Raw genomic sequence first — 21550 nt, 5'->3', positions numbered from 1 at the left:
GGGGACGCATGTTGAAGCAAGCACCAATGAAGGTGATTTAGTACCTTGGCTTTTGGTGCAAAATGTAGACTATAACCAATCAATATAATTAAGGCGAGTTGGCCATTCATCCCCCCCCCTAGATGCCGGGAACAAGTAGCAGCACGTAAGTGGTTAGGATAAATGGTCGACTCTCCTTAATCGATTTTAGGAAATTTTACAGTAAAATGAGCAAATTCATTTAATTTCCCCTTACAAAAAATATCACCGCCCGCCTCTTGCATCAGTAATTTACAATAAGCCAGACCTAGACCTGTACCATTATGACGTTCAGAATAGAAACGCTCAAATATTTTCCCGAAATTTTTAGAGTATATTCCCCTTGCTGTATCCTTAACGTGCAGGTAATTGAAATTATCTTTTCCAACACCAGTTTCCAACCAAATAGAAATAATACCCTTACCTGTTTCTTCAATGTATTCGAGGCTATTTTTTAATAAATTCCATAGGAGGTTCTTAAACGCTAACTCTTCTAACCAAATGGAAAAATTATTTTCATAATTAACATGAATAAGCGATTTTTGTGTTTCTTTTAATGGATAATCATCGACAGCCCTTTCAATTAAATTATGGATTGGATAAATACTAAAATTACTTGTATTGAACTTATTATGGCGTATATTACTTAACTGCATGCTAATGATGCGATTACTTGTTTCTATTCCACGCGTTATTTTATTTAAACTTTCCTGTAAATCGTTTCTTATCTCGGAATTCTTGATTTTATTCAAAATAATTCCCTGTAACTCAGCTTGCAAATATATACTGGCCAGGGGTGTACGCAGATCATGTGCAATACTACTCGCCAACATACGCATTCCTGAAAGACGACCTGCAATAATAATTTCTCTATCCCGAGCAAACAAAACACCAATCACGACTGCAGCAACACACGTTATTAATAGACTAAATAATGAAATAGTGCCTGGTACATACTCCATAACGCGATGGGTTAAAAAGTAAGAAAAAAAGGCAAGCCCACATCCTCCAAAAATGAGAATAAGGGATCCCAAAGCACTGGTTACCAATAAAAGAAAAAAAATAGCAGAAACACAATTCATTAACCACAACGTAGAGCAATGGTTGATAAGTGTTAAATAACAAAAAAAATATGGCAAACAAAATAATAAAACGAGATACCAAAAAATAGGTAACCATTTCAATAAAAATCGCGGCCAAAATCGATTTACAGCCAAACATGCACAAAGAAAAGTAGCAATAAGCCGCAAGCAAAACTCTTCACTCAGTTGAAAACTTTCGAATTTCCAAAAAACACCGAATAACGGATAGTTGATCATCATCACGATACCAAATAATGTAATTTGGTGACTTGCATCTTCTGTCTGTTTCGAAAGATATTGATAAATAATATGTAAACTCTCTTTTAACCGCTTCATTATCCATTAGACTCATCTATTTAACGAGCTAAGAATAACATACTTCAGTTCCTTTTCTATTCGCTTTTTATAAATGTAATTCATTTATTCAAAATAAAAACACCTCTACTCTATATCGCATGATTTTGTTAAAATCACAGCACTTTAATTCAAGCAAAATGTTTATGACAACTCATCATACTCCAATGATGCAGCAGTACTTACGCATCAAATCAGAATATCCAGATATGCTTTTACTTTATCGTATGGGAGATTTTTATGAACTTTTTTTTGAAGATGCGAAGCGCGCCTCCCAGCTATTAGATCTTACTTTGACTCATCGGGGCCAATCCGCGGACAAACCTATTCCTATGGCTGGTGTTCCCTATCATGCAGTAGAAAACTATCTAGCCAGGCTTATCAAAAAGGGTGAATCAGTTGCCATTTGCGAACAAATAGGCGACCCAGCAACCAGTAAAGGGCCTGTTGAACGACAAGTTACTCGTATTATTACTCCTGGTACCGTTGTTGATGAGGCCCTTCTGGATGCCAAGAAAGATAACTTACTTTTAGCAATCCATCAGCAAAAACAAAAAATTGGTTTAGCATGGGTCGATCTTAGTGGTGGTCGTTTTCACTTATTGGAGCTCTCTCATAGCAATCAGCTCGGTGCAGAGTTATCAAGACTGCAGCCTGCAGAATTGCTTTTACAAGAGAACTCTCCTCTAGAAGAATATTGTTCACCTTTTCCAGTTAAATTAAGGCCTGGTTGGGAGTTTCAATTTGATAATGCCCAAAAACGCTTGTGTGAGCAATTTTCAGTAAATGATCTTTCTGCTTTTGGTGAGCGCGACTACCCTACTGCTTTAGTAGCGGCTGGCACTTTATTGTCTTACTTGCACACTACACAAAAACAGGCTCTGCCTCACTTAACAACGGTTACTTTTGAAAATACTCATGATTATTTACAACTCGATGCCGCAACACAAAAACATTTAGAATTATTTGAAAATATAAGCGGTGGCCAGGAAAACACTTTAATTTCTATTGTAGATAAAACAGCCTGCTCCATGGGTAGTCGTTTACTAAAACGCTGGCTTGGAAGGCCGCTAAAACAACATGAATCCATTAAGGAACGCCAAGAAGCGATTGAAGAAATCATTAAGCTGCAACAATCCCCTGTACTCAATCATTTACTCAGGCAAATTTGTGATGTAGAACGCATTGTTTCCCGTATTGCTTTAAAATCAGCGCGTCCTCGTGATTTATTTGTTTTAAACAACACCTTAAAGTTACTGCCTGAGCTTAGTATTGCGCTTGAAAACAACCAGGGCCCGCTAATAACACAATTAAAAAAATATTTAAGCCCATTACCTGAATTACAAGAATTACTCTCAGCAGCAATCATTGAAAATCCCCCTATGTTAATTCGTGATGGTGGAGTTATTGCCTCGGGTTTTGATGAAGAACTCGATGAATTAAGAATGTTAAGCACGCGCGCTCATGAAAAATTAAATCAATTAGAACAACAAGAAAAACAGTACACTGGTTTGTCTACTTTGAAATTTGGTTTTAATAACGTACAAGGCTATTACATAGAGCTTTCTAAAACTCAAGCAGAGAAAGTACCCCCACATTATCACAGAAAACAAACTTTAAAGAATGTAGAACGATATATCACTCCAGAATTAAAACAATTTGAAGAAAAAGTATTATCTGCACAAGTTAAAGCATTGGCACGCGAAAAATGGCTATATGAGCATTTACTCCTGGAAATTCAAAAAAATATCAATGAGCTAACCTATCTAGCACAAGGATTAGCGCAACTTGATGTACTTACAACCCTTGCCGAAAGAGCACAAAGCCTCAATTGGACTTGCCCAAAACTTATACCTGACTCACAACTATCCATTAAGGCAGGCCGCCATCCTGTGATCGAACATTTGTTGCAGGAGCGTTTTATTGCCAATGATTTATATCTTGATCCCTCACAAAACATCTTACTGATTACAGGGCCTAATATGGGTGGTAAATCAACCTATATGCGTCAAACCGCCCTAATTGTTCTTTTAGCACATATCGGTAGTTTCGTGCCTGCCACAGCTGTAACATTAGGCCCAATAGACAGAATTTTTACACGTATTGGTGCAAGTGATGATTTAGCATCGGGGCGCTCTACTTTTATGGTAGAAATGACGGAAACAGCACAAATTTTGAGACAGGCTACACATCAAAGCCTGGTGTTAATTGATGAAATTGGCCGCGGCACAAGTACTTATGATGGTATGGCTTTAGCTTATGCCAGTTGTACTTACCTGGCAACAACCATTAAAGCATATACCTTATTTTCTACCCATTACTTTGAATTAACCCATCTCCCGCAACAATGGCCTTGTATTCGCAATGTCCACTTACAGGCATCATTAGATACCGGGCGTATTGTCTTTTTATACCGTGTGGAGCCTGGTTATGCAAATCGAAGTTATGGCTTAGAGGTAGCCGAGCTTGCAGGCATACCCGACGATGTTTTAAAAATTGCTCGTACACATCTAAAACAGATGCAAACAAACCTCCCTGCCCCTCATGCACAACCCAAAGTCCAGGAGCATTTCCAATCACCTATTTTACAAGAACTCGCACAACTCGATCCTGATCGACTGACTGCCCGGGAAGCACTTGACTTAATTTATCGATTCAAAAACATGGAAACAATTGATATATAGCTGTATATTCTTAGAGCTTGTCTGCAATATGGAGACATTTTTGGTGAAACAGGTACCGAGACTATCGTGAAAAAACTCATCTCCCTGATACTCCTCATGACTTGTTTTGCACTCTTTGCCAAAGATAGTAGTGAGCCTATATCTATTACACTTCACGGGGTTTCCGGAAAAGTAGAGGCTAATGTTGAAAAACGTTTGCAGGAATTACAGAAATTAAAACCCCTTGCCCAATTCAGCTTGGAAGAATTGCGCGATCAAGTTCTACAAGCAATCCAACCTTTTGGCTATTTTAAGGCAGATGTTATTATTCAAAGACCTAATATGCAAAATTTGTTGATAACCATCCATCCTGGCCCACAAATTATGATTTCAAAAATCACGATCGAGTTGATAGGCGAAGGAAATCAAAATCCAGCACTACTTGAAGTAATAAAGAATACACCTTTAATGCCGCATACTCCTCTCTTCACAGAACAATATGAACAAACTAAATTAAAACTTATCGATACAGCAGAAAATCAAGGTTACTTACATGCTCGTTTCAAGAAAAATGAAATTGTAATTGATCAAGAAAATTACACAGCAGAAATCATTCTTATCCTTGATACGGGCCAGCTTTATTACTTCGGACAAGTTCAGTTTGATCCTACCTATATTAATCCCAAATTATTACATCGTTTTGTGCCCTTCCATCCAGGTCAAGTGTATTCAGCGGATCTAATGCTTCAATTAAATAACGAGTTATCAAATAGTGGCTATTTTAGCTCTGTACTCGTAAAACCACAGATTTCAGAACACTCATCCGTTCCTATTCAAATCCATACCGAACCCGTGTCCAAATATTCATATACTTTGGGTGCTGGCTATGGCACTGATACTGGTGTCCGGGGCCGAGCTGCTTTGCACGTAGTCCCAGTAAATCGCCAGGGACATAAATTTAATCTTTTAGCCCAAGGGTCTTTTGTACAAAACGCATTACAGGCTCAATATATTATCCCAGGCCAAAATCCTGTAACAGATCAATATACATTCACAGGTAATTTTTCAAATTTAAACTACAGCGCGGGTTATAGTAATTCATTTCTTGTATCACTCGCGCAACAACACCGTGTAAAAAACTTTCAGCGTACTTTATCGCTCAACTCCTTATACGAAGGTTTTCATTACGCATTAGAACATGATACAAAGCAATTTTTACTTTATCCTAAAGCAACGTTGACCTTTAGCAAAACCAAAGATCTTCTCTTTTCTCCCTCGGGATATAACATCACCATTAACGGCCTTGCTGCCAATCAAATTGCTTTATCTACGATTAATTACGCACAAACATCGCTGGATGCCAAGGCCGCGATACGAATAGAACCCTGGCGTTTAAGGCTTTATGGTCATGCCATTCAAGGGTTTATTGCCATCAATAACATCGAGCAACAACCATTATCGCTTGCATTACTTTTGGGAGGAACCGATAATTTAAAGGCCTTTAGCTTTAACTCAATAGGACCAAGTAGAATAATTAGCTACGCGGGTTTTGAGGTTCAAAAAGAAACCAAAAAAAATTGGTATCTTGTCGCTTTTTATGATGCGGGCGCCATCTATAATCCAAATCCTATGAAAAGTTATTATGATGCAGGTGGTGGTTTAATGTGGGTTTCGCCCATAGGTCCAATTAAAGTTGGATTAGCTCAAGCCATCAATAGTCGATGGCAACGTGATAGTCATAGCCCCCGATTAGTGATCAGCATGGGGCCTGATTTATGATCCGAGTGCTTGTAAAAACATTAAATTTGCTTCTTTCACTTCTCCTCATACTGGGTTTAATTGTTGTTTTTTTATTTGCTACTACGCCAGGTTTAATTTGCATGATTGAATTAAGCCGCTCTTACATTCCAGGCACATTCAAAATACAACATGTTGAAGGCAGCCTAATCAATAACTTTAGGCTCGGTGGACTCGAGTACCAAAATAATTCGCTTCAAGTAAAAATAAAACAATTATATGTTCAATGGAATCCTCATTCCTTGCAAGAAAACCAACAACTTACTGCCCAATGGCATGATTTACAATGGAAAAATGAAAAAAAAATCATCATGGAAAGTAAAACAGGAACAGCGATTGCTACAGGGACCTTACCTAAGCTACAAATTAATTTAAATGCCAAAGTCATGACAGCGTTGAAAAATGATTTGACTATAGACGCGAAAATGAACGGAACCATCCCCTGGCAATGGACCTTTGATGCGAAACTTACCCAACCCCAGCCCTCCTCCTCCCAAGATATTATTTTATATACGAATCTATCCACTAAAGGTAAAATCACCGCTATAAATCAAGGAAATTTATTTTTAACCATCAGCCCAGGATTTTATCATGAGCCTAATAACAAGACGCTCCCTGTACTTCACTTCAAAGGAGGAACAGTAAAGGTTGAGCTGTCTCCTGCAAAACTTGAAGGCACAGGAACGTTAGTTGTTGATGAGCATAAAAACTTAAACTTAGAATTTCAACTACCTAAATTTGCTCTTAATACAGGTTTCTTTGACGACCAACGAATAAATGGCAAATTAGCATTAGATATTAATTCATTAGACTTTTTAAACAAAATAAGTCCTGAAATGAACAAGATAAAAGGACAATTAAGCCTCGCATTAAACGTAACAGGTACGGTTAAAAAAAGACAAATCGAAAGTCAATTAATGCTTAGCAATGCAAGCTTTTCTTTACCCAAGTTCGGACTCAACTTAGATACATTGGAACTTAAAGTTCATGGTACAGAAAAATTTTGGGAGGCCACCGGTTCCATCATATCTACAGGCCATCATCTGGCACTTTCAGGAAAGGGAACATTAGGCAGTGCCTTTACAGGGGACCTTACTTTAGAGGGTAATGATTTTCCACTCATTAATACCAGCGAGTATCAAATTCATATTTCTCCTAAACTTAATCTTCATTTAACACCAACGACACGTGCACTGTCTGGCACTGTTTTAGTTCCTTATGCGGAAATTAAGCCGCGGACTTTTCATAACAGTATTTCATTGCCAGAAGATGTAGTTTATAAACGTAAAGAAAAATCCACACCCCCTTCTGCTTTTCTCAGCAGTATGGATATTGGCATTACAATGGGAAAAGAGGTTGCAGTCAATGTCAAAGGATTGAAAGGTTTTTTAGATGGAACACTCCAAACAAAACAATTACAGGAAGGCTCCCTTAATGCATATGGCGAATTATCGATTAGAGAGGGCACCTATAAAGCCTACGGTCAGGAATTAGCAATAAAACAAGGACAGTTAATTTTTACCGGTGGTCTCATTAACAACCCTGGAATTAATGTACGTGCGGCAAAAAAAATAAACATAGCACCTACCACTTTTGCCAGCTCAAATCAGCTTTTAGATTTTAATAGCACCAATCTCCAAAATATTAATTATGGCGAAACAATGACCCTGGGTGTAGAAGTAACAGGACGACTAACCCAACCCAAAATTCAATTATTCTCTGAGCCAGCTATCCTTTCACAAGCAGATATTTTGTCTATGCTTATTCTTGGCCGTCCAGCGAATCAAGCCAACAAAGCTGGGGCGCAATTACTTTTAACAGCGATAACCTCCATGAGTCTTAGCGGTAATACGAACAGCGCTCGGCTTTTAGAACAACTGAAACAAAATGCGGGTATTGATTTTAATGTACAAACTAATACAAATTATAATCAATTCAACAATACTGCAAGTGACAGTACTTCTTTTATGGTAGGAAAATCACTCTCGAAACGACTCTATTTAAGCTATAATATTGGTCTGTCGCAAACTGATACAAATATTTTGACCCTAAGATACATGCTCAACAAATTTTTTAGTATTCAAATAAGCAATAGTGATACCAGTAGCGCTATTGATTTTTTATATACTTCCAAGAAAAAGAGTATTTCCAATAAAAAATAAGGTCTTCTAAATACCCTAAGAGACGAGGATTCATTCCATGACCGATTACAATATACCATTAAGATTAACACGCTTAAGAAGTACACCTATGTCTCGTGCTTTGATCAAAGAAACACGACTTCATCCCCACCAGTTTATTGCTCCATTATTTATCAATGAGCAATTGAACGAACCACAAGCTATTAGTGCTATGCCTGGTCAATTTCAATTAAGCCTCAATTGTATCCCTAAGGAAATTGAATTAATTAGCAATTTGGGCATTCCTGCCGTATTACTGTTTGGTATTCCCAAATACAAGGATGCTTTTGGTAGTGAATCTTTTAATGATGAAGGAATTATTCAACAAACAATAAGAAAAATTCGTACGGTTAATAAAGACCTATTAATTATTACCGACCTCTGTTTTTGCGAATATACCGATCACGGCCATTGCGGTGTTCTGAAAGGAGAATGCATTGATACAGATAAGACTTTAGATTTTCTAGCGAAACAAGCTGTAAGCCACGCCAAGGCAGGAGCAGACTGGGTCGCTCCAAGTGGAATGACTGATGGAATGGTCCATGCCATTCGTCAAGCACTGGATGCTCATGGATATCCACATATTCCAATTTTAAGTTACAGTGCTAAATACTGCTCTTGCCTTTATGGACCTTTTAGGGAGGCTGCTCAAGGAGCGCCCAAATTTGGCGATCGCAAAGCGTATCAAATGGATCCAGCTAATAGTACCGAAGCTATTAGAGAAACTACTCTGGATCTTGATGAAGGAGCAGATATGATCATGGTAAAGCCTGCTGGGTTTTACCTGGACATCATCGCTAAAATGAAACAACATTTTCCAGAGGTTCCCCTATGTGCTTATCAAGTAAGTGGAGAATACTCCATGATTAAAATAGCAGCACAAAATAAGCTACTTAATGAAGAACAAGCAATGATGGAAAGCCTGATTGCAATAAAACGTGCTGGAGCAGATTTTATTATTTCTTATTTTGCTAAAGACGTAGCACGGTTACTCAATCAAGAATTCTATAGATAGACACTAAATTATTTTACGATATACTCATGGGGCACCCTAACCTGGGAATGCGGTTAAATCATGATAATAATGGCTGTTTGAAAATCAATATGTGCCCCGTAAGTAGATATAACTGCATTTTTTAGACAACAATGTAGGAAGACAAACCGGTTTAAAAGTTATTGGTTTTTGGGGTGTTCATAACTTTCGACCACTTATTTAATGGAGAAAAAGAGATAATGAATTTAATTTTTAAAGGTTTTTCAGCAGTCCTTTTAAGTTTAGGTGCTGCAACCACTTTTGCCGCCCCCGAATATCTAACAACACATAATAACACCTCTGAAGAGTCCAATGCTTATATAGCAGGCGCCCCTTCTCTTTATCCAACACCAGCGAACACTACTAAAAAAGTTTTCTGGAATCTTGTAAAAATGGCCTGTTACGGACATACAACTAATGGAAAATGTTCCGCGTCCATTAAAATGGCTACTAATACCCCTGATCCCATAGACATAGCTGATGTTACTCTGGATCTTAACTCTGGCACAATCACAGTAGTTAAACAAAAGAATTATAATTATACATTTACTATCAATGGTCCCGGTGAAGCAACGATTGACAAAAGGTAATCGTTAAATAATATTTGCTTTACAAATATCCCTAACATATTTTTCTATCAGTAAGCGTTCATAATACGGCATCTTTCCTGTGAACGATTACCTCTTAAAAAAAAGCCACGATTAGTGGCTTTCTTAAAAATTTCATTAGATAGTTTATTTTGTTGGTGCTGCAGGGACTTTATCGATAACCCATGTTAATTGAGCACCCACCAGATCGGCACTGAAGCTACCGCCATGAACATCTACATTATATGTAGAAGTTGGTGATAATACTTGTGTTGAATCAATACTTGGGGTATTGCCTGCAAATAAATGAGTATATCCAATATCAACACCAATATCAGGCCGCCATTGATAATGGGCGCCTACAGCAACAGCCCAACGATCTACATCCGGTAACCGGATGTTTCTATCTGTATTATTCGTAGGAGTTTGGTCATAGCCTCCACCAACACGCAACATCAGCTTTGAGTTAAGATGGTAATTAGCCCCAATTGCTACACGCCATGCATCATGGAAGTTTTGCGGCACTGCAATATTCACATTTGCTGGAGTGACTTCAAAAGGAACTGGCGCTAGTGGGCCTCCTATATTAGGAGCAGCTACATTATTCAATTTAATTACGTCAAAAACGTGCCATCCTGTATAGACAACAGATCCTAATAAAGCTAATTTCTCATTGACATCTTGATAACCACTTATAGTAAGTACATCTGGAAATTCTTGCGGATCACTGAATAAATCATCATTCTGCCGCGAGGTAGAAGAAGGTAATACAGGCTGAGCTAAGGAGAAATCATCATTAGCTAATATTCCTGATAAACGGCTATGTCCGTAGAAAACATGTCTTACTCTGGATTGATAATTAATACCGATTCGTGTGTGGTTATCATTAAATATCCCCATGACACCAACATGGAATCCGACCCCCCAAGAAGAGCCTTTATTGTAACTTAAAGAGTCAACAGTGTAAGGGTTTTCATCAAGTGCCACAAAAAAAGTAGGTGCCCCAACCATTTGATTAAATTTAACACGAGACCATTGCATATCAAGGCCAGCCCCTAATGCAAAATGCTCTGTAAGCCGAGTACCCAATTCAGGGGAAATATTAGTAGTTAATACTTCAGTATAAGTTGCTGAATATCGAACAGGGGAATAAGGTGACCAATCGGTAGACAAACCAAATGGAGCAGTAACACTTAAACCAAAGGTGGTACGGTCCCCCAAAGGAAGAGCATAATGAAATGAAGGAACAAAACCATTATAACTACCATTTACCCCTTCAAAATCTTGTGCATATTCAATGGCTGCTGGAAAAGGAGCCGGTAATCCAGTAGCCGTAGTAAAAGTACTCGTTCCATTAAGTTTCAACGTTGGAAATATACCTACACCACCGAAAACCATTTGTTGTTCACGAAGTAATGCTAAACCTGCAGGGTTATACCAACCTGTAGATGCGTCAGCTGCCTCTGCAGCAGAACCCGCTGCATAGTTACCAGTAGTATATCCAGCACTTTCCCCATACAACGAGAAACCTGCTGCATGCGTCACACCGGTAGCCAGAACACCAATTACAGCTGAACTCACTAGTGTCCTTAAAGGTTTGTGCATATTTTTCACTCCTGAACTCCTTAAATATTATGCCTCTAAAAATCAAATAAAATGTCCGCTGGAACTGAGTGTACCTTGTTTTCATACCATTAAAAATACTTTTTTCCTATTATATTCAAGAGGAAATTAATATTAATCCATAATGATCCAATTAAGCTCACAATGGAATAATAATGAATTTTCTAACTCGAAGTATATAAATTATGGAGTGCGCTACTTGTTTTAAGACTCCCGTCCATGCTAATGTGTATTAATTTTGTGCGGAAAATACGATGCGGCAAATAGTCACTAAATTTGGAGGTACTAGTGTTTCAACTCGAAACACTTGGGATAATATTGCGTCAATTACGCAAAAACATATGAGCTCTGGAGCACAACCAGTTATTGTGTGTTCTGCATTAACACAAATTTCAAATAAGCTTGAAAAAGCCATTGATGCAGCATTAATCAATGAACATCAAAGTATCTTAACTGACATCCGTAAAGGACACCTTCATCTTGCCGAACAACTGGAAGTCAATCCCGAACTAATCGCACAAGACCTTCATCAACTTGAGCAATGGCTTACTGGTATTGCTTTATTAAAACAAGCCCCTGCAAAAACTCATGCACAAATTTTAAGCATGGGGGAGTTGATGATGACTCGCCTTGGGCATGCGTTTTTGGAAAACAAAGGAATTCGTTGCCAATGGTACGATGCACGCGAACTATTGATTAGTACTCCATTTCCTGACGGAGATACCGCAAATTATCTTACTGCACGGTGCGAAAGTGAATATGCTCCAGAATTGGTAGAAAAATTTATCGCTTCTGGTGCCCAAGCGATTATAACCCAGGGTTTTTTTGCTGCAAATCCTCAGGGAGAAACTGTCTTATTAGGACGAGGAGGCTCCGATACCTCAGCAGCATTGATCGCGGCTAAATTACAAGCAGCTTCTTGTGAAATATGGACTGATGTTCCTGGAATTTATACAGCCAATCCTCATCAACTACCCCAAGCGCGTTTATTAAAAAAATTAAATTACGATGAGGCACAAGAAATTGCAACAATGGGAGCTAAAGTACTTCATCCCAATTGTATCCCCCCTGTTCGACGAGCTAATATTCCAATGTCAGTCAAGTTTACACAATTGCCGGGACACTCGGGGACACTTATCACTAAAGATATTGACGAAACAGCGCCATTGATCAAATCGATACAGATTAAGAACAGTATTTTATTGATTTCCATAGATACTTTACATATGTGGCAACAAGTTGGATTTTTATCGGATGTATTCACCGCTTTTAAACACCATGGTTTCTCAGTGGATCTACTTTCATCTTCTGAATTTAATGTTACATTGTCCTTAGATATTAATAGTAAGATACATGATCGCCCTGCCATTAATGCTTTATTAGCAGAGTTAAATCAATTTGGACGAGCAAAACTGATTGAACCATGCAGCGCGGTAAGCCTTGTAGGACATCACATTAGAACAGTACTGCCTCAACTTGGGCCTGCATTAGAAGTTTTTGAAGCAAAACAGGTTTATTTGATGTCGCTTGCATCGAATGATTTAAACTTAACGTTTGTCGTCGATGAGTCTCAAGCGAATCAATTATGTCAAAAACTACATCATTTACTCATAGAAAATAACCCTCAAATCTTCTATTACTCTAAAAGTTGGCATGAGGAGTTTGGCAACCCTGCTGTTCGCACCATACCCTGGTGGGAAAAGGATCGAGATCGCCTACTTACTCTCGCTGGCTCAAACTCACCTTGTTATGTCTATCATAATCCAACTCAAGCTGCCAAAGCGAAACAACTATTAGCCTTAAAATCGATTGATGCATTATTTTATGCGATTAAAGCAAATCCTCATCCTGCTATTTTAAAAACCATGGAAAAGGAAGGAATTGGCTTTGAATGTGTTTCGATTCAAGAATTAGACAGAGTAGTAGAACTATTCCCCGATATAGATAAAAATCGGATTTTATTTACCCCTAATTTTGCCCCTAAAACAGAGTATGAATATGCATTAAACATAGGCTGTTATATTACTATTGATAGTTTATACCCTCTTGAACGTTGGCCTGAATTATTTAAAAATCGAGAAGTAATAATCCGTATTGATCCAGGTACCGGGGCAGGTCATCACAAACATGTCTCTACAGGTGGAAATGAATCAAAATTTGGCATCACTCAAAACGACATAGAGCAAGTTGTAGCATTGACCAAAAAGAATAATATTCAAGTGGTAGGCTTACATGCTCATTCAGGTAGTGGAATCCTTACACCTGAACTCTGGCAACAAACCGCATCCATGCTTGCCTCCCTCACCGAACAATTTCCCCAGGCAAAATCCATTAATTTAGGGGGGGGCTTAGGTGTAGTGGAAAAACCTGGACAACAACCATTAGATTTCGTAAATTTAGATGCCTTACTCATGGCAGTAAAATCTCGCTATCCACAAATTAAAATCTGGCTTGAACCCGGGCGTTTTTTTGTTGCTGAAAGCGGTGTCATTTTAGCTAAGGTCACTCAATGCAAAGAAAAAGGCAAAGTTAAATTTATTGGTATAGAAACAGGAATGAACTCTTTAATACGACCTTCCTTATATGGCTCTTATCACGAAATTGTAAACTTAAGTCGATTATATGAAGAAAAAGCTGGATTTTCTCATATAGTAGGCCCTATTTGTGAATCCGGGGATACCCTGGGTTATGACCGTTTGTTACCTGTAACAGAAGAAGGTGACGTGCTATTAATTGCCAATACTGGAGCCTATGGACGTTGCATGAGCTCGCATTACAACCTGCGTCCACCTGCACAGGAAATTGTTTTAGAATAAACATATAGCCTGGGTGCAGCGAAGCGAAACCCAGGTTTAAATGTAGATTTTTTGGGGGGCGCTTCACCCTGACTGCATTTTGGGAAATGCCATGTTAGTCGATAGTACTCAACGAAGCCAAGCCACTGATCCTTCCTTATCCTATATCGTTCAAGCTCCCGCAGGCTCGGGAAAGACAGAAATACTTACCCAACGCTATTTGCGGCTATTGAGCACGGTAAAAGCTCCTGAACAAATTGTCGCATTAACTTTTACTCGCAAAGCCGCAAGTGAAATGCGGGAGCGTATTCTATTAGCATTGCAGCAAGCAGCAAATCATCAACCCGCCAACAGCCCGCATCAGCAAATGACGCTTGATTTTGCTGATAAGGCGCTTCATTCTGATGCGCATTATCAATGGAACTTGTTACAGCAGCCTGGGCGATTAAGGGTTATTACCATTGATTCTTTATGTCAAAGTATTAATCAGGCAATTCCTTTATTGGAAAAACAAATTGCCTACGCACAAATTACCGATAAAACAAGCAGCCACTATTTAAATGCTGGCCGTCATTGTATTCAATATGCGATGGCAACGCCACAATACCAAGAAGCAATAAAAACCCTTTTATTGCATGTTGATAATCGTCAAGATCGATTACTTGATTTATTTAGTGAGCTTTTATCTCAAAGGGATCAATGGATAGGTCCTCTATTTCAAGCACGTAACCAAGCAAAGGCAACTTTTGAGCATGCATTGAAAATTATAGAACAGCATGAATTAAATCGTTTCAAAAAAAGTTTACCTCAACATATAGCCAAGGAATTGACTGTCAATGCTCGTCAATTGGCACTTATAGAAAATAATCCCGGCTCTCCTCGTTATCTACTTAGAGATTGGCATGATTTTGAACATGCAGATCAAGAGACTGTAAAGGCTTTAAGCAAATTGCTTCTTACAAAAGATGCTGGTTTTCGTAAAAGCTTCGATCATCATGTGGGGCTTCTGGCAAGTTCTTGTTCTCCTGATGAATATAAAAGAATAAAAAATGCAAGCAAAGAACTCTTAAATGAACTTAGTGAATATCCTGATTTTCTTGAAGCATTAATCCAGGTAAGCAATTTACCTGACCCACAATACGATCCCGAACAATGGCAGGTATTACAAGCCCTGTTTTTATTGCTTCCTCTTCTTGTAGGCCATTTACACGTATTATTTAGTGAAAAAAATGAAGTTGATTTTACCACCATATCCCAGCAAGCTTTATCTGCATTGGGTGATGCAGATAACCCTACTGATTTAGCATTATATTTAGATAACACATTGCATCACATTTTAGTCGATGAATTTCAAGATACCTCAATTACTCAATTCGAATTGTTAACCAAATTAGTACATGGCTGGCAGGAAGGTGATGGGAAAACTCTTTTTATTGTGGGTGATCCCATGCAATCTATCTACCGCTTCAGGCAGGCAGAAGTAGGATTATTTTTCAGGGCTAAGGAACAAGGCATAGGATCCGTCAAACTTCACCCACTCGAATTAAGCTGTAATTTTCGCTCCACACAAACTATTGTCGATTGGGTCAATAAACACTTCGCGCACATTTTCCCGGCACAAATTGACATAGAATCCGGATCAGTTCCATTTCATCCTAGCGTCAATGTCATTAAAGATAAAGAAAATAGCACTATTTATGCCATAAAATTTAAAACTCGTGAGCAAGAAGCACAAAAACTGATTGAAGCCGTTCAACATGAGTTGCAAGCTTATCCCCAGAAGAACATTGCCATCCTCGTTCGTTCAAGGACACAGTTGAGTGCAATTATTCGTTTATTGCGCCAACATCAAATTCCTTATCAAGGCACTGATATCACATTGTTGACCCATCTTAGTCATTTGCGTGATGTTTGGTCATTAACACAAGCATTATTGACACCAGCAAATCGCCTTTCATGGCTTGCAGTTCTTCGTAGTCCTTATTGCGGCTTGTCTTTATCAGACATTCATGCCATAGCTCGTTTTAATACTAAAAAATCCATTTACTTTGCTTTGTTAAATCTTAATCAAATTCAGGGAATAAGTGAGGAAGGCATTATCCGAGCTCGTTTTTTAATTCATGTGATGCACCAGGCTTTAACACAAAGATATGAAACCCAACTATCCTCTTGGGTCATTCATACCCTAAAAAAATTGCACATAGAAAATATTTTGAATGAGAGTCAACTCAATGATCTCGAGCAATATTGGACTCTACTTGATCGTTACGAACAAGATGGCCGTTTGCCAGATATGAAAGAGTTTCTCATGGAACTTAATAAACTCTATTCACAGCAAACCAATTCCTCCCGTTTACACGTGATGACAATCCATAAATCTAAAGGCCTGGAATTTGATACCGTTATATTACCAGGGCTGGGGGCGCAAGCAAATCATGGAGACAAGCCCATGTTGCGATGGCTAAACTTGCCTACCCAAAATCATGGAAATTTGTTATTGATGTCACCGATACAGGCAGCACACCAGGAGCATTGTGCCTTGTATGATTATCTAACTCAATTAGACGAAATAAAAAGTCGTTATGAGACGCAGCGATTACTATATGTAGCTGTGACACGAGCAAAATCTCGCTTGTATTTAATGGATTACTCGGAAAAATCATCTAAAAGCTCATTCCGCAGCCTTCTGAAACAGCAAGAGTTTATCGAGGTGGACCCAGCCTATCCTGCAGAAGAAGGGACACTATCATTCCCCAAACTTCTACGTTTGCCCCTTAATTTTTATCTTACACCAAAACCTGATGTCTTTTTTAATAACAAGACATCAACAACTTCGTTAACAACCAGTATTCCTAGACTAATCGGCATCATAACACATCGGTTATTACACTGGATTTGTAATAATCACCCAGAAACAATAGCGGAAGTTCCATGGGGTTTGCCTCGTTATGAATTAAGGAAATTAGGTTTTGATGAAAAAATGCAACTTGATGCGTTACAAACAATACAAAATCAGATTACCAAACTGTTTGAGGATCCGACTGGTTCATGGATTATTGCCAAACATCACCAAGAACTAAATGAATATGAATTATTAGTAAAACAAAAAAATATACCCATTACTCGCATTATTGATCGTACTTTCGAAGATCAAGGCAAATGCTGGGTTATTGATTTTAAAACAGGCAAAGAGGATGAAGCTTCCTTGTTGAAACACCAACAACAACTCAATGAATACGGTTCGTATTTATCAAGCCGCAGTCAACTTCCTATCTATTGCGGGATCTATTATCTTGCCAGTAATCATTGGATCAGTTGGCAGTATGGCTCCATTTCGATTCCTGTTGTTTATGATGAAACTCCATAAACCAAGGATACAAGTTTTTCATGACAAAATGTTTGCTCTAGGCAAAATCTAACGCTATGAAATAATACCTCTCTGCGTTATTATTCCACTTTTGAAACTCTAGCCCTGTGGTTTGTCCAGGACAATCTAATGTTCTATCACTAGATCTCCCAGGCAAAACGCAAGACCCAGGTAAAAGTGCTCTCTTAACTTAATAACTCTGAGACGAATATCCATGACCACTGAAAATACTGTAATTCACTTAATGAGTACCTTAAAAGATCCATTCCTTGGCCTAACGGGTATAGAAATGAATTTACAGTGCGGCGTCGAGCTACTTCAAAATCAGCTGAATCTAACCCTTACTGCTGGTTTTCCTTCCAGCTTGTTGGAAGAGCAATATAAACCTTTATTGCTTGAGGCTCTGCAAGCAGAATTCCCTAACCATCAAGTAGTAGTAAATATAAATCATTTTATTAAAGCTCATAAAACACAACTGGTTGGTAAAGGCTTGCGTGGTGTCAAAAATACCATCGCGATTGCCTCAGGAAAAGGCGGCGTAGGAAAATCTACAGTGACGGTCAACCTTGCAACCGCATTAGCTCGCCTTGGAGCTCGGGTAGGGATTTTAGATGCTGATATCTATGGCCCAAGTATGCCATTAATGCTTGGTAATACCGAGCCTGTACAAGTCAAAGAGGATCGTTATCTTCCTGTAATAGCCCATGGCATACAAACAATGTCTATTGGTTATTTAATGAATAATGAACAAGCATTAATTTGGCGTGGTCCTATGCTTGCTAAATCTCTTATTCAGATGCTGGATATCACTCTTTGGGATGATTTAGATTATTTGTTCATTGATTTACCACCTGGAACTGGTGATATACAACTCACCTTAGTACAAAAAATCCCTCTAACCACAGCCATTGTAGTCACTACCCCACAAAATGTAGCTACACTTGACGCGCAAAAAGCAATAAGTATGTTTTCTACAACAGGCATTGATGTATTAGGTATTGTAGAAAATATGTCAACGCATATCTGCAGCCAATGTGGGCATCAGGAAGCAATTTTTGGCACAGGTGGCGCAGCATCCCTTTGTGCCAACCATCATTGTCTCTTGTTGGGCCAACTTCCACTGGATATACGCATCAGAAAGCACTGTGATGAGGGACATCCTACGGCAACCCAAGTACAAGATGAGCTAACAAATACATTTATAAAAACGGCAATGAGAAGTGCTGTTGAATTAGCGAAAAAACCGATTAATTATGCGGATAAATTTCCCAAAATTGTTGTTGAGTGAGCTCTTTTCAAAGGTATAATAGGACGCTTAAATCGGTTCTGATTAAAGTGGAACTCAAAGTTTTACGGAGTTGTTATATCTCCAGACCCCACTTTACAGGGCTTTAATCCTCTGGTTGCAAGCAACCAGATCACAAAATAATAATAATCAAAAAATAAACCATGGAACGATCAATAATAATAATTCTAAGCATCTTGTATTCATGTTGCAGTTTCGCCAAATCTTTATATCAAATTGATTTGATTATCTTTACTCATCCAAATCAAATAAGCGGACTAACGATAAATACCCCCCTCCTCCCAACAAGCTCAGACGCGATATCTTTACATCCAGATAAAGAAAAATCCGGGAAGCCTTATCGTTTGTTACCCGTATCTTATTCGAGTCTGCGTGATGAATATTACCTGTTAACCCGTAAGGGTCACTATCAAGTACTTGGCCATTATTCATGGAGACAACCAGCAAATAATCAAAGTAAAGTTGCCTTGCCCTTTGCAGAACATAATGGGTGGCAAATGCAAGGAACCCTGGATATAAGACAAAGTAACTATTATTCTTTAGATGCGGAACTCCAAGTATCTCCTCCCAGTCATCCACACGAATCATTTCTAGTGACACAAAAGCAACGTTTAAAAGGTAATGTAATTTATTATTTGGATAATGCACAGGTTGGCATGATAGTGAAAATCCATCAATTATCATAGATTACTCCACATCCCTAGATCCAGATTTCTCAAAGATTGTCATCTTTCGCTATGCGGAAGATCCAGACTAACAGAGTTCTTCATCCAGCTATTTTGTTGGCCTATTTTGACCCTCTGGTTGCACATTCCAATTAGTCTCTCGCAGAAAACGATGATTCCTTTCAAGTAAATTAAACCGACTATTGCTGCTGTGCTAAAAATCTAATTCCATAGAGGAATAGATAAGTATTCAAACTCATGAATTCTTAAGTATTCACTCATGTTTCAATATTAAAATAGCTCCAAAATGTTTCGAGAAATAAGAAATTTATAACTAATAAGAATATACAAAAATAAAAAAATGGTAGCAAAAACAATTAATTAAATTTAACGAGGAAAAATAAGATGTTTGAAAAAATTTCAAGATTAATCAGTACAAAAGTAACTCAGGAAAAAACTGATACACCAAAGAAAATAGATATTTCAACCTTGGAGCCGAATTATACTGTACAATTTAAAAACTTTTTTGAAACACCAGAACAATACAATGAATGGCTAAACAGATATCAAACTGGCGAATTTAGTGAAGCTTTTTGTAGATTATCTGGTGAATTAATTAAAAATGAATTAGAGATAAACGCACAAAACCCTTTATTTATCAATGAATTGATGAGCCTATTTGAAACACCTAAACAATACTCTGAATGGTTAAAGAACTATGAAGAGGCTAGAATATTTAATCGATGTTTTGACCGTTTATTTAAAACAGAAAAACAACACAATGAATGGCTAAAGAGATATGAAGCTGATGGAATTAAAGCAAGTGTTTTACCTACCACATCTCCCAATGCATGTTTATTAACAGATCAAATTAAAGATCAATTAACAATAACTCCAATTCATCATTCAAGTTCTTTTAAATCAAATAAAAGACCCTCTCAACTTAGATTGTTTGCTGAGCAAGCAAATGTGAATGTAAAATCAGAAGCTCAAAGTGAGGAAGAGTCTAATAAAACTTCTTTTTGTTGGTAGTACATTAAGTATCAGTGCAACCGAGCACTGCAATTGACTTAAGTATTCGTCATTTTCGCGAAAGTGGAAATCCATTTCGACAGAAGCATTGTAGCCCCATAAACTTGGTTCCACTTACGCGAGGACGAATAAAAGTCTCTTACGGGAGCAGAGGGGGTACGCCCCCTCTGACCTAATAGAGCGAAATTATCCTCGGTCTTTTATATAAACTTGTTGCATTAAAACTCCCACTTTCATAATAGCACGTAGGCATCAACAGCAGATGCTCCAATGTATTTATCGTTTACCAGGAGGAAAAACCTGATCAAACACAGTCGCTCCCCCTTCCACAATACGTTGCATTGAAGTATTCACATCTGAAATATTGGCATCAGATTTACTTGAAAAGAACCCCCAAATACCGTGACTTGATTGCTGACGTCGTCCTACTTCGTGTAATCCAAATAACGCTGCAGCTGTTAGTGTGAGTGACGCAAATGAGCCTAATCTTGGATAAAAAGGTGACATAAATAAATTTCCAAAACTAATCAATGCACCAGTTTTTAATACTTTTTCAGGATTTATTTGATCTTGAGGCATACCAATTTCCTTGATAAATCTTCAATCAGTGATCAGCGATTGCCAGGCTTGTTAGAATCGGGAAAAACCTCATCAAATATAACTTTTCCTCCAACAACAATATTCGCCACAGCATTTTGAACTTCTGTACTTTTATCACCTGTGGCACCACCAAAAAATGTATTCAAACTATTAATGCCATTGGCTGCAGGTCTTCTTTTTTTACCAATCTCATGTGCACCGTATAAAAAAGCACCGGTAGCTACTAATGCAGCAGATAACCCAATTTTTGCATCAGCCCAATAAAGCGGAGCAAGAACTGTATTGAGCAGAGCAGCTATTGTCACTGTCTTGCCAACATCATCTACATTTATTTTATCTCGTGCCATACCAATTCCTTGTGATAATTATTTTCCAGTACAGACTATTGGAGAGACAATAAAATTGCAAGCATAATTTAGTAACCTCTTGTATAGTAAATCATCATTGA

General features: G+C 38.1%; 14 protein-coding genes. 10 read left to right on the top strand and 4 right to left on the bottom strand.

The window, feature by feature from the left end; translation table 11 throughout:
- Window positions 1-176: 176 nt before the first annotated feature.
- On the bottom strand, window positions 177-1436 hold the full coding sequence (locus tag EKG34_RS00710; protein WP_003632208.1) for a sensor histidine kinase: 1260 nt from the start codon (window positions 1434-1436) through the stop codon (window positions 177-179).
- Window positions 1437-1600: 164 nt separating this feature from the next.
- Here EKG34_RS00710 and mutS point away from each other — a divergent pair, with 164 nt between their 5' ends.
- The 5 genes from mutS to EKG34_RS00685 all read left to right on the top strand — a co-directional run bounded on the left by mutS (window position 1601) and on the right by EKG34_RS00685 (window position 9717).
- Complete coding sequence (gene mutS / locus EKG34_RS00705) at window positions 1601-4138, top strand: DNA mismatch repair protein MutS (protein WP_003632209.1); 2538 nt, start codon at window positions 1601-1603, stop codon at window positions 4136-4138.
- 66 nt (window positions 4139-4204) lie between these two features.
- The gene (locus EKG34_RS00700) at window positions 4205-5896 is read left to right on the top strand and encodes an autotransporter assembly complex protein TamA (protein ID WP_012978988.1); all 1692 of its coding nucleotides are present in this window, start codon (window positions 4205-4207) and stop codon (window positions 5894-5896) included.
- Window positions 5893-8076, top strand: coding sequence for a translocation/assembly module TamB domain-containing protein (locus EKG34_RS00695; protein ID WP_012978987.1), 2184 nt, complete (start codon window positions 5893-5895; stop codon window positions 8074-8076). Before EKG34_RS00700 ends, EKG34_RS00695 begins: the two co-directional genes overlap by 4 nt.
- 37 nt (window positions 8077-8113) lie before the next feature.
- Window positions 8114-9109: a porphobilinogen synthase gene (gene hemB / locus EKG34_RS00690; protein WP_003632212.1), complete on the top strand. Its 996-nt coding sequence runs from the start codon at window positions 8114-8116 to the stop codon at window positions 9107-9109.
- A gap of 218 nt (window positions 9110-9327) precedes the next feature.
- Entirely contained in the window at window positions 9328-9717 is a 390-nt protein-coding gene (locus EKG34_RS00685) for a hypothetical protein (RefSeq protein ID WP_003632213.1), read from the top strand.
- A gap of 144 nt (window positions 9718-9861) precedes the next feature.
- Here EKG34_RS00685 and EKG34_RS00680 read toward each other — a convergent pair whose 3' ends face one another.
- Window positions 9862-11319 carry an OmpP1/FadL family transporter gene (locus tag EKG34_RS00680; RefSeq protein WP_223800003.1) on the bottom strand — a complete coding sequence of 486 codons (1458 nt, stop codon included), beginning with the start codon at window positions 11317-11319 and terminating at the stop codon, window positions 9862-9864.
- A gap of 272 nt (window positions 11320-11591) precedes the next feature.
- Between EKG34_RS00680 and EKG34_RS00675 the strand changes: the two genes are divergently transcribed.
- From EKG34_RS00675 to EKG34_RS00655, 5 genes are all read left to right on the top strand, one after another.
- On the top strand, window positions 11592-14153 hold the full coding sequence (locus EKG34_RS00675; protein WP_003632215.1) for a bifunctional aspartate kinase/diaminopimelate decarboxylase: 2562 nt from the start codon (window positions 11592-11594) through the stop codon (window positions 14151-14153).
- A gap of 91 nt (window positions 14154-14244) precedes the next feature.
- Window positions 14245-17499: a UvrD-helicase domain-containing protein gene (locus EKG34_RS00670; protein WP_003632216.1), complete on the top strand. Its 3255-nt coding sequence runs from the start codon at window positions 14245-14247 to the stop codon at window positions 17497-17499.
- Between the two features lie 214 nt (window positions 17500-17713).
- A complete protein-coding gene (gene apbC, locus EKG34_RS00665) occupies window positions 17714-18787 on the top strand; it encodes an iron-sulfur cluster carrier protein ApbC (protein ID WP_003632218.1) in 1074 nt (357 codons plus the stop codon).
- A 161-nt stretch (window positions 18788-18948) separates the two neighbouring features.
- Window positions 18949-19491, top strand: coding sequence for a CsiV family protein (locus tag EKG34_RS00660; RefSeq protein WP_003632219.1), 543 nt, complete (start codon window positions 18949-18951; stop codon window positions 19489-19491).
- A 384-nt stretch (window positions 19492-19875) separates the two neighbouring features.
- Entirely contained in the window at window positions 19876-20502 is a 627-nt protein-coding gene (locus EKG34_RS00655; RefSeq protein WP_003632220.1) for a hypothetical protein, read from the top strand.
- 276 nt (window positions 20503-20778) lie between these two features.
- Here EKG34_RS00655 and EKG34_RS00650 read toward each other — a convergent pair whose 3' ends face one another.
- Both EKG34_RS00650 and EKG34_RS00645 read right to left on the bottom strand, forming a co-directional pair.
- On the bottom strand, window positions 20779-21081 hold the full coding sequence (locus EKG34_RS00650; RefSeq protein WP_003632221.1) for a hypothetical protein: 303 nt from the start codon (window positions 21079-21081) through the stop codon (window positions 20779-20781).
- A 32-nt stretch (window positions 21082-21113) separates the two neighbouring features.
- Entirely contained in the window at window positions 21114-21449 is a 336-nt protein-coding gene (locus EKG34_RS00645) for a hypothetical protein (protein WP_003632222.1), read from the bottom strand.
- Window positions 21450-21550 lie beyond the last annotated feature (101 nt).

It is taken from the genome of Legionella longbeachae, from assembly GCF_004283175.1.
Lineage (GTDB): Bacteria > Pseudomonadota > Gammaproteobacteria > Legionellales > Legionellaceae > Legionella > Legionella longbeachae.
Note: the sequence above shows the minus strand (reverse complement) of the source record. Positions and strands in the feature narration are given on the sequence as shown.

Coding starts and splice junctions, on each gene's coding strand:
- EKG34_RS00680 (WP_223800003.1), bottom strand. CDS start 11,319: ATGCACAAACCTTTAAGGACACTAGTGAGTTCAGCTGTAATTGGTGTT.
- hemB (WP_003632212.1), top strand. CDS start 8,114: ATGACCGATTACAATATACCATTAAGATTAACACGCTTAAGAAGTACA.
- EKG34_RS00650 (WP_003632221.1), bottom strand. CDS start 21,081: ATGCCTCAAGATCAAATAAATCCTGAAAAAGTATTAAAAACTGGTGCA.
- EKG34_RS00695 (WP_012978987.1), top strand. CDS start 5,893: ATGATCCGAGTGCTTGTAAAAACATTAAATTTGCTTCTTTCACTTCTC.
- EKG34_RS00675 (WP_003632215.1), top strand. CDS start 11,592: ATGCGGCAAATAGTCACTAAATTTGGAGGTACTAGTGTTTCAACTCGA.
- EKG34_RS00655 (WP_003632220.1), top strand. CDS start 19,876: ATGTTTGAAAAAATTTCAAGATTAATCAGTACAAAAGTAACTCAGGAA.
- apbC (WP_003632218.1), top strand. CDS start 17,714: ATGACCACTGAAAATACTGTAATTCACTTAATGAGTACCTTAAAAGAT.
- EKG34_RS00710 (WP_003632208.1), bottom strand. CDS start 1,436: ATGAAGCGGTTAAAAGAGAGTTTACATATTATTTATCAATATCTTTCG.
- mutS (WP_003632209.1), top strand. CDS start 1,601: ATGACAACTCATCATACTCCAATGATGCAGCAGTACTTACGCATCAAA.
- EKG34_RS00660 (WP_003632219.1), top strand. CDS start 18,949: ATGGAACGATCAATAATAATAATTCTAAGCATCTTGTATTCATGTTGC.
- EKG34_RS00685 (WP_003632213.1), top strand. CDS start 9,328: ATGAATTTAATTTTTAAAGGTTTTTCAGCAGTCCTTTTAAGTTTAGGT.
- EKG34_RS00645 (WP_003632222.1), bottom strand. CDS start 21,449: ATGGCACGAGATAAAATAAATGTAGATGATGTTGGCAAGACAGTGACA.
- EKG34_RS00670 (WP_003632216.1), top strand. CDS start 14,245: ATGTTAGTCGATAGTACTCAACGAAGCCAAGCCACTGATCCTTCCTTA.